Origin of the sequence: Emticicia sp. SJ17W-69, assembly GCF_051209875.1 — a bacterium.
Classification (GTDB): Bacteria; Bacteroidota; Bacteroidia; order Cytophagales; family Spirosomataceae; genus Emticicia.
Map to the genome: position 1 here is coordinate 1724770 of NZ_JBNTQY010000001.1, position 18226 is coordinate 1742995.

Consider the following 18226-nt stretch of genomic DNA (forward strand, 5'->3'; position numbering starts at 1 on the left):
TATGTTTTGTAAATCAAACAAGTTAGAAACCTGTTGTACTAAATAATTACTTTTCCTTTAAAAACTGATACTTCTGAGCCTTGGGCAAGTAAAACCGAGGTAGGTTTTGTATCTTTTAAAAAAGCGAATTCGCTTCCGTAAAGTTCCTTAAAATCACATTTGATATCGTAGTTATTCACTTGGTGAACATTCCAACGAGGGTGTTGTACTTGATACTCATTTGTTTTTTCAGAAGAATATCTTGCATAGCCCCAATAATGTTCGGTAATAAATTCTTCTTCGCTTCCAACTGCTATCGGCTTTGTATCCAAATCAGCATTTACCTGAATATGGTTCCAAATAGCTTCATGTTTCCAAGAATATTTTACAAATATCGCATCTTCTTTTCCTTGATTATCACTGATTTGTATGTCGTGTTTGCAAGGATGTGTTGCGTATTTTTCGTTGTAAAGCGTATTAGCAACGAAAGTAATCATGAATTTCGGAACAATCTCTTTAATAAAAACAACCCCGCGTTTCCATTCGCCGTTGTCGTTGTAACGAACATAAAAGCGTAAATTTACTTCATCAAAATTTGTATGAAATGGAAATTTGATACCTAAAACTTTGGTTTCTAAAAACTGAAAACCTACTAAGCTTACATAACAGCGATTATTCCAAAAATCTAATGCTGTTTTATAGGGCAGGTATGGCTGCAAAATTGCTGGCGGAACCTCATAGTTTGCCATCACGAGGTTTTTCCAATGAGCATCAAGAAACTTATTTCCAAACATGAGGACTTGTTTTTTATACTAAAAAAACTGATGTATTCTTACGCAAAGATACATCAGTTTTAAGTATTATCTGTAAAGTATTTTCTATGCTGCGATGAGTTTAGAACGTACTTCAGCTATTTCGTTAGAAACATCAATTTTATGACTTAAACCATCGAGTTTTGCTAATAAATCATTCAAAAACTTTTGGTGAGCAGGAGTATCCGTTTGAATTGGTCGGTGATTCAGCGACATTTTTAATTTATTCCACTCTTTCAAAAAAACATTTAGGTCTTCGGTGAAGTATGTTTCAGCAAATTTCTCGAAAATATATTGTTCAGCTTGCTCATTTGGATGAATCAAATCTGCTTTATAGAAACGATAATCACGCAAATCATCCATCATGATTTCATAACTTGGGAAATAATGTACATCATTGAAATCTTGCTCTAAATGATAACAAGCGGTACGAAGAATACTTTTACTGACAGAATTAAGTTGTAAAGTCTCACGTGTGTGTCTAACAGGACTAACCGTAAGTAAAATTTTTATACGATTATTCTGCATTTTCAAAGCTTCATACATCGAACGAAAGCGAAGCTGTATTTCTTTGACAGTCAACATTTCTTTTTTGAATTTGTCGGCTGGGGTTTTATGACAATTCGCAACAATTTGACTGTTTTCTTTGAGTTGATAAACAATAGAAGTGCCAAGAGTGATGATCAAAAAATTAGCTTTTCGCAAAAACTGATGGACTTTTTTGTGTGTTTGATTCAAATCTTTTTCTAAGTCTTCACGAGAAGAACCATAAAACTTTGAATGAAAATCGTAATGTTGCCAAATACCGTTATTTTCGAGCATAAGATGCTTAAAAACAGGTTGGTTTTGTAAACTGTGATTGACTAATTTGAATATAGAGGATGGATTGAAAACAGTACCATAGGGGTTACATAAACATTGCAGTTTGTTATCAGCCAACTGACTTCCAATGACCTCGGAAAAACATGAGCCGACAGTCATAATTTTTGAGTCAGTGCTGATATTGAAGCGAGCAGGAGCTACTTCAATTTCAGTACGAAATTCCATTTTTTTTGTTTTTTAGGGGTTAGTTATAGGAGTCCGTTAAATGACTGATTATCAACGGTTTGCGAAGGTAGATTTTACAATTTGTTCTTGCAAGTTATTTCGCAAAAAATTAATTAATTTAATAAAAGCTTGCAAAAGTTTGCAGAAAATTGGTATAATAGACTAAAAAAACTGGATTTTTTTTAGGTGTTTTGCTATTTGTAAATCACATCATATTGATTTAAATGATTATAAAATTTACATTTGAAGATGCTTTTTATAGTTTTCACAAAACTGATTTTAAAATAAACTATGCTATTTTTTTAACTTTTTTTTAAAATTGAGGAAACTCTAAAAAGCTACCCACCAAACCAAAATGTCGAGTGGATAGCGTTTTTTTGAAATAGCAAAAACAGATAATATTCAGGTAGTTTTGGTTTTTAAAAATTAATCTTAATTACAAATTCTCATAGAATTTATGCCGTTTTTTATTTCAAAAAAGCTTCTACTGCTTCATTTCTAATTATAACATGTTGTTTCAGAACATCAAGTTCTTTGACGAAATCTTCACTGTTTTTGAGATGAGAGTAAGGGTTTTCTTCTTTTATTTTTCCAATCACAAAAGGTGCAATTAATTGATGATTTTGCTCAAAAAGTTGGTTCATCTTGGCAGGAGTGAACACATTTTCAGTGAAATTTTTTACATATTGTTTGTATTTAGCATAGTAAAAAATATCATCGGCAATGTAGCGAATCAATGGCCAATTTTTGCCAACCTCCTTTAATGAAAGGGAAACGCCACGACCCATTGCTCCACCCATTGGTGGACCGAAACCCGCTGGTGGTTTAAACCCGTCGGCTAATTTCAATCCATCAGGTTGATTAAAAGTTTCTGGTGGAGAGCCGCCACGTGGAAATCCCGTAGGCATTTCCATTTTTACACCCAACGATAAATCATGGTCCCATGAAATCCAAGTAAGTTTTTGAGTAGGGGAGTGATAGAGATAATAATTATGTGGCAATGCTCCGTAAGTGTCCCAATTAACGATGGTATTATTAATCGCTAACCATTTGATGAAATGGTCAATGTTGAAGGTGTTTTCTAAATTTGTTCGCCATTCAATGGGCTTTTTAATCCGACTTGAATCATTCAAAATCTTGATAAATGCTTCAATATCACTCCAGTCTGCTTGTTTTTTGTTGTTCTTTTTCTCAAATTGTTCTTTTTTGAACTTCGTAAAATTTGACTCAGGTTTATAAATATTACCTGATTCTTCTCCAAATTGGGCTTTAATCATGGTATCTTCAATGACTTCCACGAGTGTATAAATACCACAATATTTTTTTCCTTCTCCAAAATCAATATAGATCCGATAAAAGGCTGTTTGTGAAGCAGGAATGCCCGCTTCACGTAAAATATCAGAAGTTACTTTTTCACGAATCAATGCCTTGTCGCTCATGGCTGGTGAAAAAGATAGCTTTTCAAAACCATAAAGTTTATTTTTTTTCTTATCTTTTTCAAACTCGTTGAAATCCAATCGAAAAGGCAATTTATAAATACCTTTTCCCCAAGTTTGCATTAAACTTGAATTCCCTTTTAATCGAAAACCTACTTTTGGATAGACTTTACCTTTGAATTTTACAGAAACTGAGAAATAATTTGGTTCGCCTTTGCCAAAATTCATCATGCCACCACCATCGGCAAAATTGGGTGGTGGCATTGGCGGCATTCCATTGGGTGGCATTTTACCCATTCCAGGAAAGCCACTTTTGCCAAAATCATTACCAAATTTATCCTTCATGTCAATTCTGATGCTGTCCCATTGGCTTTTTGCCATGCTTATTTCAAGAATATTGACTTTTTTTTGCGAAAAAACAACAGTATAATTAGGCTTTTGCCTCTTTTTTGAAATAGGCTTTGTCGCAAAAGAAGGCAGTGAAATATAGCATAACAATGCGATTAGGTTTATAAATCTAAGCGATGAAGGTTTCATTTTTACCAATTTTTGTTTGATTTTTTAAGTAAAGAATGAGAATTTTTATTGGAAAAATATGCAGTGTAGAAGATTAGTTTAGATGTGTAGATACAGAAATGCTTTTAATTGTTTTTGCCAATATTCTACACAATTGCAGCATTCCTATACACAAATCCTTAGCTTTTTAGCTTAACAAACAATAATTTTGTTATTTGTCGTTTGTAAATTTCAACAACGCTTACCAATGAAAATAGTTGAACGGTATTCTATTTTACTTCATATTATCGGCTGGATCGTTTTTATAACTATCCCAATTTTGACTTTGCCTGTAAGCAACGTTTTTAGTCAACCTAACTTTAACATCTTTGTACTTCCTCAGATTTTTAGCACTACTTTATTGATAGCTATTTTTTACCTAAACCTCAATTATTTTACACCTAATTTACTTATCAAGAAAAACACTAAAACATTTGTTTTCTACCTATTTGCAGGGCTTATTGTATTAGCTATATTGAATTCGGTAATTTTTGAATTGGTATTTAAACCAAATTTTCCGAAATTTCCTATGCCAAAAAGACCGCCACCTCCACCATCGTTTCAAAGACAAGGTTCGCCAGTGATGTTTTGGATATTCCGTTTTTTTGCCACGGGTATTTCTTATGTTTTAGTCATTTTTGCAAGTTCTATGCTCGCACTTGTCCGTGAACGGATTCGTAGCCATGACGAAAAGCAGCAGATAATTTTAGAAAAAACGGCTGCCGAATTAGCTGTTTTGAAACTACAAATAAGCCCACATTTTTTGTTTAATACGCTCAATAATATTCGATGGTTGGCAAGGCAAAAATCAGAGAGAACTGAGGATTCGGTAGTGAAATTGTCTCAATTATTGCGTTATATGATTTATCAATCATCCAATGATAAAGTGTCATTGGAGCAAGAAATTGAGCATTTACACCATTATATTGACCTTCAAAAAATGCGTTTGACCGATAAACACACAGTTGAGTTTGTTTGTGAAGGCCATACAAATGGGATTTTGATTGAACCCCTTTTGTTTATTCCATTTGTCGAAAATGCTTTTAAATATGGATTGCATCATCAAGAAAAAAGCTTGATTCGGATTGAAATAAAAGCAATCGAAAATACGCTTTGTTTTTATTCAGAAAATGATATTTTTGAAAGCAATATGCCCGAAGAAACAGGTGATTCTGGCATCGGGATTCAGAATGTAAAGCGGCGTTTGATATTGCATTATCCTGCATTGCATGAATTAAATATTAATAGTAATAATTGTAAATTTATAATAGACCTAAAAATACAAGTAGCCTGATGCTTAAACTCAACTGTATTGCGATAGATGATGAGCCTTTTGCTTTAGAAATGATGGCCGATGATATTCAAAAAATACCTTTTTTGAATATCATCGGTACCTTTTCTAATCCATTAGATGCTTGGCAGCTGATTAAACAAGGCAAAGTTGACTTGATTTTTTTGGACATTCAGATGCCTACATTAACAGGGACGCAATTTTTGAGAACTTTGCCTACACCTCCGATGGTTATTTTTACTACGGCCTATCAGCAATATGCTCTCGAAGGATATGATTTGGATATCATTGATTATTTGCTGAAACCAATTCCATTTGAGCGTTTTTTGAAAGCTGTTAATAAAGCCTATGAACGTTTTCAAATGAAGCCAAAAGAAATGACAGAATCAATAGCTGAAGATGCTGCTTTTTTCTTTATTCATGTAGAATACAAGCAAATAAAGATCTATTTTGATGAGGTTTTGTATATCGAAGGTTTGAAAGATTATGTTAAAATTTTTATTAAAAACCAAAATAAACCGTTGTTGACCCGTTTGAATTTGAAATCCATTGAAGCTAAATTACCTGCTCAACAATTTTATCGGGTGCATAATTCTTATTTAGTGGCATTGAATAAAATAACCTCCTTTAAGAAAACTAAACTGTATATTGAAAAGCAAGAAATTCCTATAGGGAAGAAGTATGCTGAAAGTTTTGAGCAGAAATATCATCCAAAGTGATTTTTTACGAGGCTAAACATTGCATGACCTGTGGACTATCAACTCATTTATTTCTACGTTTTCTTCTCACAGATAGACACAACACATTAAAGTTTCTACACTTTCTTTAATGCAAGCATCTAATAAAAGTCGATGTTCGTCTTTCATTATGAACTTAAACCACTCATAAATGAAAAGATATTTTCTTTGCCTTTTATTGGCATTTGTATGGCTGCCTCACCAACTACTTGCCCAAACACCCAAAGTTGCGGAGGTAAATAATCAAATTATTAAAGATGAGTTTTACAATAATATCGCTTTATCTAACATCTTGGCAGATTTAGAAAAGAAACATGCGTTAAAACTACTTTACGACAAAAATGAACTCAAACAGTATAGCGTTACGTATTGGTTTGCTAATGAAACAGTACAAACAGGCTTAAAAGCTATTTTGAAGAAATTACCCTTGAAAACTTATGTTGATGAAAATGGCTTCATCAATATCGTTTCAAAAAGTGTGAAAGTTGAAACCGCCGTTGACCGACAATTTAAAGGAAATGCTGAAAAAACTAATTTTACACTAACAGGTCGAGTGGTTGATTATACCAATGGAGAAAATCTGCCTTTTGCTTCTGTATCGGTGAAAAGTACAAAAGTTGGCTCTCAAACAAATGTTGATGGTTATTTTACTTTATTAAAAGTTCCTTCTGACACGGTTACACTTGAAATTTCCTATGTAGGTTATCGTACCCGTAATTTCCACCTCAATCCTAAATTGAATGTAAATGACCTAAAAATAGAAATAGAACCAGCGATTGGTGTTTTGGAGGAAGTGACTGTGCAAGCTGAAAAAACAGAAGTTTTGAAAGCCAATGAAATAGTTGGAATGATAAAAATGACACCTCGCAACATTGCAAAACTACCAAATGTTGGAGAAAGAGACCCATTTCGTGCATTTCAATTAATGCCAGGAGTGAGTGCTTCCAATGAATCATCGTCGGGTTTGTATGTGCGTGGTGGTACACCTGACCAAACTTTGGTGCTTTACGATGGCTTTACGGTTTATCATGTTGACCACCTTTTTGGTTTTTTCTCGGCCTTTAATTATAATGCTATTAAAGATATTCAATTATATAAAGGAGGTTTTGATGCAAAATTTGGTGGACGAATTTCTGCAGTTGCCGAAATCACTGGAAAAGATGGTAATAAAAAAGAATTTAATGCTGGTGTGGATGTAAGCCTTTTGAGTGCCAATGCGTATATAGAAACACCACTTGGCTCGAAATTTACATTTTTGGCGGCTGCTCGTAGGTCATATAAAGGCCCGCTTTATAACAAATTATTCAAAAGATTCACAAGCACTAATCAGACACAAACCCAAACAACTCAGCAAGGTGGTTTTCCGCCGGGAGGTGGGCGATTTGGTAGCTTTTCGGCTACGCAAGTAGCCAGTTCATATTTTTATGATTTAAACTCAAAATTGACTTATACGCCCAACAAAAAAGATATTTTATCATTGAGTTTGTATAATGGGACTGATAATATGGATAATTCGGCAAGTTCTGATTTGGGTGGATTAGGTGGTTTTGGTGGACGAAATATTGGATTGAATACCTCCAATACCGATGTGTCAAATTGGGGTAATTTGGGCGGAAGTCTCAAATGGTCGAGAAGATGGAGCGATAACTTTTATAGTAATTCGTTGATTTGCTATTCAAATTATTATAGTACACGTGATAATAGTCGAAACATTACAACCACAAGAGATGGTGTCACACGTGACGTGAAAATTGGGCAATTAGAAGACAATAATTTGAATGATTTTACTGCAAAAATAGACTTCGAATGGAAAGCTTTTACCGCTAATCAATTTGACTTTGGCCTACAATATACCAAAAATATCATTAAATATACATATAGCCAGAATGATACCATCACCGTCTTAGATCGAAATGATCGAGGAAGTACATCAACATTTTATGTGCAAGACAATATCAAATTATTTAACGGAAAATTGCATTTAAAACCTGGTGTTCGATTAACATATTTTGATGTAACCAAGAAAAACTATGTAGAACCAAGAATCTCCGCAAACTTCAATGTAACCAAACAATTCAAGCTCAAAGGTGCAGCTGGGGTGTACTATCAGTTTGTAAAGCAAATCAATCGAGAAGATATTTCTAATGGGAATCGCAATTTTTGGGTGCTGTCAAATGCCGAATCTTTACCTGTTACTAAATCCAATCACTTGATTTTGGGAGGAAGTTATGAGATTAGCAATTATTTATTTGATGTAGAATTCTATCAAAAAAATAGTACAAATATTACCGAATACACGCTTCGATTTGTTCCAACCATTGGCCGTGGATTAAGTGCCAGTGAAACATTTTTTAATGGAACGGAAACCGTCAAAGGAGTGGACATTTTGGTACAAAGAAAATTTGGAGATTTTAATGGTTGGTTGGGCTATACTTTGGCCGAAGCCAAAAGAAATATTACTGCTTTTTCAGATAAAGCCTATTATTCCGACCAAGATGTGAGACATCAGTTCAAAGCAATTGGTTCGTATAAGTATAAAAAATGGGATTTTGCTGCTACTTGGATTTTCTCATCAGGAAGGCCTTATACGTCAATCTTAGGAGCGTATCAATTGACTTTATTAGATGGTACGGTTAAAAACTTTACCAATCCATCCGATAAAAATGCCAATCGTTTCTCTAATTATCATCGAATGGATGTATCGGCGACTTATAATTTGACTTCTAATTTCAATGTAGCATTTTCTATTTTTAACCTTTATAACCGTAGTAATAATTGGTATAAAAGATTCCAAGTAATTACAGAAGATGATCTTACTGCTTTACAAATAACAAACGTAAATTACTTGGGAATCACACCCAACATGACCATCAGTTGGAAGCTTAGATAATAATTGTAAAACAAGTTTCTGACTTGTTTCCATTTTAATAAAAAACAATGAAAAATTTATATAAAATCGCATTTTTAATGACTTTTCAGTGCATGCTTTGGAGTTGCACTAAAACTAATACGGTCATTAATCCAGGAGAAAAACCAATCATTGAAGCCTATCTCGCTCCTAATCATCCAGCAAGTATGAAGGTTTATACCGAAATTCCATATTCTGAAACATCAGAAGGAAAATCGGAAGTGATAGATGGATTAACTATTAAGCTTACAGGAAGCAATGGTAAAGTTTTTACCTTAAAATCAATTGGGAATGGGCAATATGAGTCGGCTAAAAATGAATTGATAGGAGCAGCTAAAACTATCTATACAATGGAATTTGATTACAAAGGCAGAAAAGTAAGTGCTTCTACTGAAATACCTTCAAAACCAGTCAATTTTACCATAGATAAAACTGAAATTTCACGTACGCAGATTGATTTATCGAGTGGAGTACCCAATTTTGGTGGTGGCGGAGGAGGTGGAGGTCCATTCGGTGGTGGAGAAAATACTTCAGTTACGCTGACATGGAGTAATCCTGAAAATATGTATCATTTTGTAGCTGTTGAAAACACAGAAGCGAGTCCAGTCCAGATTGTGATACCACCAACTGGAGCTACTTTTCCAAGTTTTAGGTTTTTCAATGAGCCACTGACTGGGACAAACAATATTTTACGTTCACAAAGTTTTCAGTATTTTGGCAAACATGATGTTATTCTTTATCGTGTAAATTCAGAATATGCTGCACTGTATCAATCAAGCGGAACAACTTCACAGAATCTTAGTACACCACCGACCAGCATCACTAACGGAATGGGAATTTTTACTGGCATAAACGCAGATACTTTAAAATTTACTGTAAAAAAGAATTAAGAGTGATTATCTATTTTTAAGGTTAGTAGCTTTTTAAAGGGTTGGCTTTTGCCAACCCATTTATTTTTTTGTGGTTTTATTCTTCCTCAGCTGCAAATTGTCCACCTAAACTAATATTGCTACCAAAGAAAAGAGCATTTAAGAAAAGTTTGTTTGTGCCGAACCATGTTCCTCTAAAATTGGGGTCATCAGAGAATAAAACTACTCGTCCACTGCCTTCATAAGCAATATTGATTGCAGCAGAATTAGCAATTCTTTTCAAAGATTCTTGATGAACGTAACCCGTAATTCTTGGATTTTGTGTATAAACCAAAACCGAGTTTGCTGCTCCTACGCTTCTCTCTAAAACTGTGTTATTATTGCGGTAAATAGCCATTTTTTTATTGGTATAACCAAAGCCAATTGGACTTGAAATATCAAGCTCAGCTTCAAAAATAGCTCCGCCCGTTTGTTTTGCACCTTCTGATGCTTGAATATCTTCGTATGTAATACGAACTTTATTTCTGCTGCTATCAGGTTTCGCTTCACGCAATTTTTCTTTTACTATATCTTGCTTGATTGCCCATTCAGTGCCAGTTTTTAGGGTGATCAATGTGCCACCATTAGCAACCCAAGCTTTGAGTTTTTGAGAGGAAGGTTTATCCAAAGCTGAATAATTCCCACCAACCAGTACAATGGTATTATAGCGATTGATATTTAGTCGAGCAAAATTGTAAATTTCTACTTTTGTAATTGGCATTCCAATTTTTGTATCCAATAAATGCCAAATTTCGCCAGCTTCCGAAGATGTTACGCCCCCACCCACGAGCATCATTGCTTGCGGTTTTCTAACAGTTTGGAAACTATTACTTCCCAAATCAATACCTGAGCTACTAAAGCCAGTTGAAATAGATTCGATAGTAACGCCTGTATTTTGTGAGATTTGCTTTAATTTTTGATATAATTCTTCAGAATTGAGTTTTTGTTTTTGCACCGAAATCAAAAGTGTTCCGTAGCCATAATCTTTTCCGCCAATACTAAATTTCTTGAAAGAGGTTTTTGTAAGTATTTGATTATCAAGTAATTGATTTAATGCTTTCGGGGCATAATAATCTGTCCACTCTATTAAATAGGCATATTCGCTTTTAGTAAGTGTTGTAGGATTTGCTTTCAAATCAGCCTTAGTAATACGTTCACCTTTCTGAAAAACACCTTTCATTTCTGCGTGAGGAAGCCCATACGCCAAAGCTAAATTCCATGCTGAAGCATCATAAAATAGGCTATCAGCAAAAGTAGTTGGACGGTCAAAAATAGAGCGAACCATCAAGTACTGTGCTTGTGCCGAAGGAATGACTACTGTTTTTCCTTTCTTAAAACTTTGTCCATTTTCGGTAATATCGGTTGAAAGATGATAGAATTCTATGTCATGTTGCAAAAGTAAATCCCAAAAAGCACGATTGCGACTTTGGTCGTTGGCATCACCAATTATATAAGCTTTTGTAGCAGATTTTTGCCCTTGCACAATTGATTCTGAAAAGAAATTTCTTTGATGTTTCAAAAGATTTTCTTTTTCAACCAACGAAGCACGAACCGTAGCTAAAGCATTGACCAATTGGTTTCTTATCGTAAAACCAAAAGCTAAATCGCCATTTTGGCTTTCTTGTAAATGCCCACGAGAACTTGCTTGTTCAAATAAAAGACCTAAACCACCTTCCATATCGGGGTAACTTGAACCATAGCCAGGGTACAAATTATCAAAAGACTCTTTGGTGTAGTACAACGAACCGATTTCGTTCATGGCTTGCTCAAAATACTTAGCAAAGCGGCTATTTAAGTCCTTATAAACATATTTGGGTATGAGAGGATTTTCAGCATTTTCTTTGGTTGGTTCAAAAAAATGAGAAGCATTTGTTCCCATTTCATGAAAGTCAGTCACTACATTTGGCAGCCATTGGTGATAAAAAGCCAAGCGATTTCTACTTTCAACATTGACAGCCAAATACCAATCACGGTTCAAATCAAACCAATAATGGTTGGTACGTCCACCTGGCCAAACTTCGTTGTGTTCACGGTCGTTGGCATCAGCCACCATTGGATCACCTTTGTGCATATTTGCCCAATGTGTATGACGGTCACGACCATCAGGATTGATCACTGGTTCCATCAATACCACTGCATCTTTTAGCCAATTGAGTGCCTCTGGGTCTTCGGTAGCGGTCAAGTAGTAGGCTGTTAGAATAGAAGCCTCACCACCTGAAGGCTCATTTCCATGAACATTATAGCCCAACCAAATAATAGCAGGAGCTTTTTTGGTATCTGGCATTGGTTTGGCAGGATCGGTGATTGTCAAATGTTCCTTTCGAATCTCTTCTATACGTTTTAAGTTTTCGGGGTTTGAAATCGTCACAATTATTTGCTCACGATGTTCATTAGTTTCGCCAATTTTCTGTACTGACACTCTATCAGAAACTCGGTCGAGTTCACGCATGTATTCTACTAATTTATCATGTCGAGTATGATGCGATCCTATGGCATATCCAAGAAATTGCTCAGGGGTAGGAATTGCAGAGTTGAGTTGTTTTTTAGGAAAAAAGTAGTCATTTTGGGCAAAAGAATTGCATAAAATGCCAAAAAAGCAAACAAACAATAAATGTTTCTTCATGGGTATAACAGGGTTTAGTTTGTGATGGATTAAAGATATGAAAAAAAAGATTTGGTAGCATCTTTATCTAAAATATTGTACTTCATTTTTTAGAAATTGGTAATAATATCGTTTTTATTTTTGTTGCAAAGAAAAAATAATTCTCTTTGTAACGAAATTTATACCGCCTCTCTTAGCCATTTGATTAATGACTACAAAAATCTTAATAGTGATACCATGTTTCAACGAAGAAAAAACGATTGCTACATTATTACGAGAGCTTTTGGTGGTTGATTTTTCGGAAAAATATAGTGTAAGTATTGTTGTCGTTAATGATGGTTCAATAGATAAAACAGCTATAATTGTGCGTCAATTTGATGTGATTTTGTTAAATTTACCTGTCAATTTGGGAATAGGAGGAGCGGTACAGACTGGTTTTAAGTATGCTTTTGAGAATGATTTTGATTTAGCAATTCAAGTGGATGGCGATGGTCAGCACCCACCAAGTCAGATTAAAAAACTACTTTTAGCTTTTGAGAAAAATAGAGCAAATGTGGTAATTGGTTCAAGATTTCTTGTTAAACAAGGTTTTCAATCTTCTGCTTTGAGAAGGGTAGGAATTTACTATCTGCATTGGTTCAATAAATTACTTACACAGAAAAATATCTATGATATTACTTCAGGCTTTAGATTATTTGATAAAAAAGTGATTGCTTTCATCGTTTGCTACTATCCAGACGAATATCCAGAACCTGAATCTTTGGTTATTTTTTCTAAAGCGGGGTTTTCTATTTCAGAAACAGCCGTTGAGATGAGACCCCGACAAGGAGGAAAATCTTCGATACAGCATTTTTCTCAGATTTATTATATTTTAAAAGTAAGCATTGCCATGTTTTTTTCATTCATAAGAAAAGTAAAATAATTGATTAATGTTTACTGATAAATATGTAAAACATTGATTATCAGTAGATTAAATTAGTGGTAGTTATGCAGAAAATTCAAATTATTGTCATTTTTATAAATAGTTTATTGCTTTTGTATATTGCAAGGCTCATTATTAAAGGAAAACTAAGAGAAGAATATGCCATTGCTTGGGTGGTTTGTACCATTGTTTTGATGTTCTTTTCATTTTGGAGAAATGGTTTGGAAGTTTTGGCAAAAGCTTTTGGCTTTTTTGAAGCTCCAAACTTAGTTTTTACCGCATTTATCTTTATCATTTTGATATATTTATTGCATTTGTCGGTTGTAAATACAAAACTTCAAAAAGATATTACAAAACTAGCTCAAGAGATTGCTTTGATGAAGCAAAAAGAGGAAAATGCTCAAAATAATGATTCGGATGAAACAACTTGAAGCGAGCTTATTTGCGAAATATCTTGGAGCAATTGTTGCTGATGAAAGATTACTGGAAAAATATATAGATGCTATCAAGAAACTAAGTATTATTCTTACTGAAGAAGAAGAAAAGATACTTATTAAATTAGTAAAAGAACCTTTTTTTTTACCATTTGTAGATGCTGGTTGGGCTTTGTTGAAACCCCAAAGTAATATCAGGAAAAGAATCTTAGTAATGAGTGCTTTGATTGAAACAGAACCTAACTATACAAATCTTTTCTTGGTTGAGAAAAATATTGCGTTTCCACGTATTCGCTTAATATTTAGAGGCATAGCTGCGTTATTGAAAGGAGTGTTAGGTACAGTTTTGATTGTTATTTTAGGATGGAGATAATTGATTATATCATTGTTGGTTCGGGTTGCACTGGAGCAATGGCTGCCGAAACACTTTCGCAGTCGGGTAAAAGAGTTTTGGTGATTGATGTAGGTTTGAAAAATGATAATCAAAACGAGTCAACCAATGATTTCATTTCAAAAAGGCTTAATGAAAATCAACAATCAGATTTTTTTTTAGGTGAAGAATTTGATGCTTTGAGTGAAATCACTCACCCAAATATTCCTCAACAAATGGCTCAAAGAAAATTTATGACTGAATTGACTGATAAATTCTTGTCGGTTGATTCGGCTAATTTTATTCCTGTTGAGTCTTTGGCTTTGGGTGGTTTGGGTAATGGTTGGGGACTCGGTAGTTGCGTTTTTTCTGCCAATGAACTCAGAAAGGTAGGACTTTCATCTTCAATGATGAATGAATCTTACAAAACTATTGCTCAAAGAATAGGTGTTTCAGGTGTTAAAAATGATGATGTAAGTACTTTTTGTCACCAAAATCAAATTGATTTACAGCCACCCATCCAACTCAATCCTTCGGCTGAAAGTTTATATAATAAATATCAAAGGCAACGTGCCTATTTTCACCAACAAAAACTCTTGATTGGTCAACCATCCATTGCCCTTTTGACCGAAAATAAAGATGAAAGACAGGCGTATGCCTATAAAGATTTAGATTTCTATATCAACGATGGCAATAGTGCCTATCGACCAGCTATCACGATTCAAGATTTACTTAAAAAAGGTAAAATCGAATACCAAAAATCATATTTAGCTCTGCGTTTTTGGGAGGAAAAAGACTACACAGTTTTGGAATGTTTACATATTGAAACCCATAAAAAAAAGCTTTTTTATACCACAAAATTAATTCTTTCAGCCAGCACGCTTAGTACTGCTCGAATAGTGATGAGGTCTTTTCAGCAACAAGAAAAACTGCCCATTTTGTGTAATGCTTATACCTATATGCCGATGGTTTATTTGCCTTTTATTGGGAAAAAAAACATTGATCAATGCAGTGGATTGGTGCAGTTAGCCATGTTTTATGATAGAAAAAGTGACCATTCAGATGTACCGATGGCTTCGATATATAATTATAGATCGATGCTTAATTTTAGAATTTTGAAACAAATGCCACTCAACTATGCCGATGGCATGAAGTTTTTGAAATTAATGATTCCTGCTTTATTTATTGCTGGCATTTTTCATCCTGCTAATTATCAAGCACAAAATTTCATTCAATTACAAAAATCAACTTCTCTTACAGGAGATACTTTATTGACTAATTATACTTTTGAAGGAAATGAAGCGAATGAAATTCTGGCAACTGAAAAGCTATTTGCTAAAGCCTTTTATAAACTCAATTGCTTGATTTTGAAGAAGATACGCACAAATACAGGGACAAGTATTCATTATGCTGGAACTTTGCCTTTCAGTGAAAACGAACAATTATATCATCTTTCTCCCGAAGGAAAATTATATGGTACCCAGCGAGTTTTTGTGGCTGATGGTTCTGGATTTAAGTTTTTATCAGGCAAAGGTTTGACTTTATCGCTCATGGCAAATGCTCAATTAGTTGCTCAAAATGTGATGAAAAATGTCTAAAACTATTGCCATAACAGGAGCGAATAGCTTTATTGGCAATGCTTTAGTGAGAGCTTTGCTCAAAAAAAACTATTTGATAAAAGCATTGGTTCGTCAAATTCCAACTGATAAGTTGGAAGGTGTGCTGTATCATTCATATCAGTTGGATGGAGATATAGATGAAGCATTTTTTTCTGATGTTGAGGTATGTATTCATTTGGCATTTCAATATAAAAAACAGGAAAATAATGGCGAAGATGTTAATATTCTGGCCATTAAAAACTTGAAGAAATTGCGATTGTCTCAATATATTTTTATTTCTAGCTTTGCTGCGGCCGAGCCTGTTACCGATTCTTATTATGGAAAATACAAGTTTGAAGCCGAATCATTTTTTAATGATGACTTAATTATTCGACCTGCTTTAGTTTTGGGTAATGGCGGTTTATTTGGAAGATTGCAAGCACAATTATCTAAAATTAGATTTGTACCATTGTTGAATGGTGGCAAACAAATCATTCAGACAATATTCATTGATGATTTAGTAAATGCTATTATTTTTTTGATGGAAAATGAAGCAAAGGGAATCTTCCATATTGCACATCCAACAAAAGTTTTTTATAAAGATTTCATGAATGATGTAGCAAAAAATACACAAAACAAGATTGTTTTTATCCATATTCCAGTTTGGTTCATGCAACTGCTCACAGCTATTCTTCAGCTCTTGCCTAATCCTCCAATCAAAAAAGACAATCTAACGGGTTTGCTTGCTTCCAAATATATTGATACGTCGCGGGAGCAAAGCATAATGCCTCAAAAATGGCTTTCAATAAGCGAAAGTCTTGTGGTGGTGGTTTCGGCTTCGCTCAACCACCGAAGCATTTCGAAGACCAAGGAACGAAAACTGTAGCTGAGCGAAGCCGAAGCTAGTTTTTCCAAACAATCATATCATTCATAATCAAATAATCTACATCGGCATTGGCGAATGAGCGGACAGCATCTTGTGGCGAGCAAACAATTGGCTCTCCTTTGATATTAAACGATGTATTAATCAAAACAGGATAACCGCTCAATTTCTCAAAAGTCTTTAGAAGTTTCGCCATTGGTGAATTTTCTTTTTCATTCACTGTTTGGATTCTGACAGTCCCATCCACATGCGTTAATGAAGGCAAAATGCTGCGGTATTTTTCTCTTACATGATACACCAAAAGCATATAAGGATTTGGGTAATCATGGTCGAAAAAAGTTCCACAATCTTTTTCAGTAACAATGGCTGCAAAAGGTCGGAAATCTTCTCTGAATTTGACTCTTTTATTCAAAATATCCTTCATGTCTTTGTTCATCGGATTTGCCAAAATACTACGATTGCCCAATGCTCGTGGCCCAAATTCCATTTTTCCTTGAAACCATGCTACAATTTTATTTTGTAATATTTTTTCTGCTGTAAAACTGTAAATTTCTTCTCTCGCAATTCTATAAGGAAGACCTGCTTCTTCAATAGCTTTGATACAAATTTCATTAGTGAATTCAGGCCCTAAAAATGCTGTCTCTTGAATTTTTCGAGGTCTGTTTAGTTTTTGATGATTAAGTAATAGAGCTGCACCGATGGCAGTGCCAGAATCTCCCGCTGCAGGTTGAATAAAAATATCTTTAAATAACCCCGATTTAGCAATAATACCGTTGGAAACACTGTTGAGAGCAACGCCTCCTGCCATGCACAAATGATTGCTTTTTGTTACCTTTTTGAGGTGTTTTGCCATGTGCATGACTACATCTTCCACAATATGTTGAGCTGCAGCTGCTACTTCCAATTCATGTTCTGTCCAGTCTTTTCCTTCTTTTTTTGAATGGCCAAATAATTGAGTGAATTTTTCACTCACGCCTGATTTTCGGGTATAATGGTAGGAGAAATAATCCATATCAAAATCAAATCCACCATCAGATTTTAGCCGAAAAAGCTTTTTCATTTGTTGATAAACTTTACCATTTGGATTGCCATAAGATGCCAAACCCATCATTTTTCCTGGCCCTTCGATGAGTTTAAAACCTAAATGAATTGACATGGCTTGATAAAAAGCCCCTAAAGAATAAGGCGTATTCACTGTTTGAATTTTACGAATATTATTCCCTTTGCCTTCTGCTAATAAAGTCGTCGCCCATTCGCCTGCACCATCAATTGTTAAAATAGATGATTCTTCAAAAGACGAAGGATAAAAAGCACTTGCGGCATGACAAAAATGATGTTCAAAAAAATGAAATTTAAATTTCGGATTTTGCGATTGAAATGTTTCCTTTAACTTTTTTGGAAGTTTGTACATATCAAACAAATAATTGACCATGCCCAAATTTTCTTCTACCTCAAAATGACGTTGTTCTCTTAGCAACGTTGGTACTTTGTTCCAAAATTTCAATAAATAAATAGGAATTTTAGACAATGAAATCGTAGGATTCCAAAAGAAGGCGATGTGGTCAAGGTCATCAATTGTGATATCTTCGTAAGCTAAACACGCATTAATTGCCATTTCAGGAAACCCACCTGCGTGTTTTTTGCGATTGAGTCTCTCTTCTTCGACCGCAAAAACTATCTCATCATCAACAATTAAAGCTGCTGCCGAATCATGTCCGAAGCTATTAAAGCCTAATATTTTCAT

Annotated in this window: 14 protein-coding genes; 9 read left to right on the forward strand and 5 right to left on the reverse strand. The window is 34.5% G+C overall.

Annotation, left to right across the window (positions count from 1 at the left end):
- Positions 1–38: 38 nt before the first annotated feature.
- The 3 genes from ACQUQZ_RS07030 to ACQUQZ_RS07040 all read right to left on the reverse strand — a co-directional run bounded on the left by ACQUQZ_RS07030 (position 39) and on the right by ACQUQZ_RS07040 (position 3811).
- Positions 39–773 (reverse strand): YqjF family protein, encoded by a 735-nt coding sequence (locus ACQUQZ_RS07030; protein WP_435354146.1) that lies wholly within the window; start codon positions 771–773, stop codon positions 39–41.
- An 84-nt stretch (positions 774–857) separates the two neighbouring features.
- Positions 858–1838, reverse strand: coding sequence for a GSCFA domain-containing protein (locus ACQUQZ_RS07035; protein ID WP_435354148.1), 981 nt, complete (start codon positions 1836–1838; stop codon positions 858–860).
- Between the two features lie 467 nt (positions 1839–2305).
- Positions 2306–3811: a CotH kinase family protein gene (locus tag ACQUQZ_RS07040; protein ID WP_435354150.1), complete on the reverse strand. Its 1506-nt coding sequence runs from the start codon at positions 3809–3811 to the stop codon at positions 2306–2308.
- A 226-nt stretch (positions 3812–4037) separates the two neighbouring features.
- On the opposite strand from ACQUQZ_RS07040, the gene ACQUQZ_RS07045 reads away from it, so the two are divergent.
- The 4 genes from ACQUQZ_RS07045 to ACQUQZ_RS07060 all read left to right on the forward strand — a co-directional run bounded on the left by ACQUQZ_RS07045 (position 4038) and on the right by ACQUQZ_RS07060 (position 9655).
- On the forward strand, positions 4038–5123 hold the full coding sequence (locus ACQUQZ_RS07045; RefSeq protein WP_435354151.1) for a sensor histidine kinase: 1086 nt from the start codon (positions 4038–4040) through the stop codon (positions 5121–5123).
- Positions 5123–5839: a LytR/AlgR family response regulator transcription factor gene (locus ACQUQZ_RS07050; RefSeq protein WP_435354153.1), complete on the forward strand. Its 717-nt coding sequence runs from the start codon at positions 5123–5125 to the stop codon at positions 5837–5839. The genes ACQUQZ_RS07045 and ACQUQZ_RS07050 overlap by 1 nt, the downstream gene beginning before the upstream one ends.
- 169 nt (positions 5840–6008) lie before the next feature.
- Positions 6009–8747, forward strand: a complete 2739-nt coding sequence (locus tag ACQUQZ_RS07055; RefSeq protein ID WP_435354155.1) for a TonB-dependent receptor — start codon at positions 6009–6011, stop codon at positions 8745–8747.
- Between the two features lie 47 nt (positions 8748–8794).
- A complete protein-coding gene (locus tag ACQUQZ_RS07060; protein ID WP_435354156.1) occupies positions 8795–9655 on the forward strand; it encodes a DUF4249 family protein in 861 nt (286 codons plus the stop codon).
- 76 nt (positions 9656–9731) lie between these two features.
- Here the strand turns inward: ACQUQZ_RS07060 and ACQUQZ_RS07065 are convergent, their stop codons facing one another.
- Positions 9732–12296, reverse strand: a complete 2565-nt coding sequence (locus ACQUQZ_RS07065) for a M14 family metallopeptidase (protein WP_435354158.1) — start codon at positions 12294–12296, stop codon at positions 9732–9734.
- Between the two features lie 187 nt (positions 12297–12483).
- Here ACQUQZ_RS07065 and ACQUQZ_RS07070 point away from each other — a divergent pair, with 187 nt between their 5' ends.
- The 5 genes from ACQUQZ_RS07070 (at position 12484) to ACQUQZ_RS07090 (ending at position 16485) form a co-directional block, all read left to right on the forward strand.
- Positions 12484–13197, forward strand: a complete 714-nt coding sequence (locus ACQUQZ_RS07070; RefSeq protein WP_435354160.1) for a glycosyltransferase family 2 protein — start codon at positions 12484–12486, stop codon at positions 13195–13197.
- A gap of 65 nt (positions 13198–13262) precedes the next feature.
- Positions 13263–13628 carry a DUF2304 domain-containing protein gene (locus ACQUQZ_RS07075; RefSeq protein WP_435354162.1) on the forward strand — a complete coding sequence of 122 codons (366 nt, stop codon included), beginning with the start codon at positions 13263–13265 and terminating at the stop codon, positions 13626–13628.
- Complete coding sequence (locus ACQUQZ_RS07080; RefSeq protein ID WP_435354164.1) at positions 13615–14004, forward strand: hypothetical protein; 390 nt, start codon at positions 13615–13617, stop codon at positions 14002–14004. The genes ACQUQZ_RS07075 and ACQUQZ_RS07080 overlap by 14 nt, the downstream gene beginning before the upstream one ends.
- Entirely contained in the window at positions 13995–15599 is a 1605-nt protein-coding gene (locus ACQUQZ_RS07085; protein WP_435354166.1) for a GMC oxidoreductase, read from the forward strand. The genes ACQUQZ_RS07080 and ACQUQZ_RS07085 overlap by 10 nt, the downstream gene beginning before the upstream one ends.
- Positions 15592–16485 carry an NAD-dependent epimerase/dehydratase family protein gene (locus ACQUQZ_RS07090; protein ID WP_435354167.1) on the forward strand — a complete coding sequence of 298 codons (894 nt, stop codon included), beginning with the start codon at positions 15592–15594 and terminating at the stop codon, positions 16483–16485. The genes ACQUQZ_RS07085 and ACQUQZ_RS07090 overlap by 8 nt, the downstream gene beginning before the upstream one ends.
- A 16-nt stretch (positions 16486–16501) precedes the next feature.
- Here the strand turns inward: ACQUQZ_RS07090 and ACQUQZ_RS07095 are convergent, their stop codons facing one another.
- Positions 16502–18226: a carbamoyltransferase family protein gene (locus ACQUQZ_RS07095; RefSeq protein WP_435354169.1), complete on the reverse strand. Its 1725-nt coding sequence runs from the start codon at positions 18224–18226 to the stop codon at positions 16502–16504.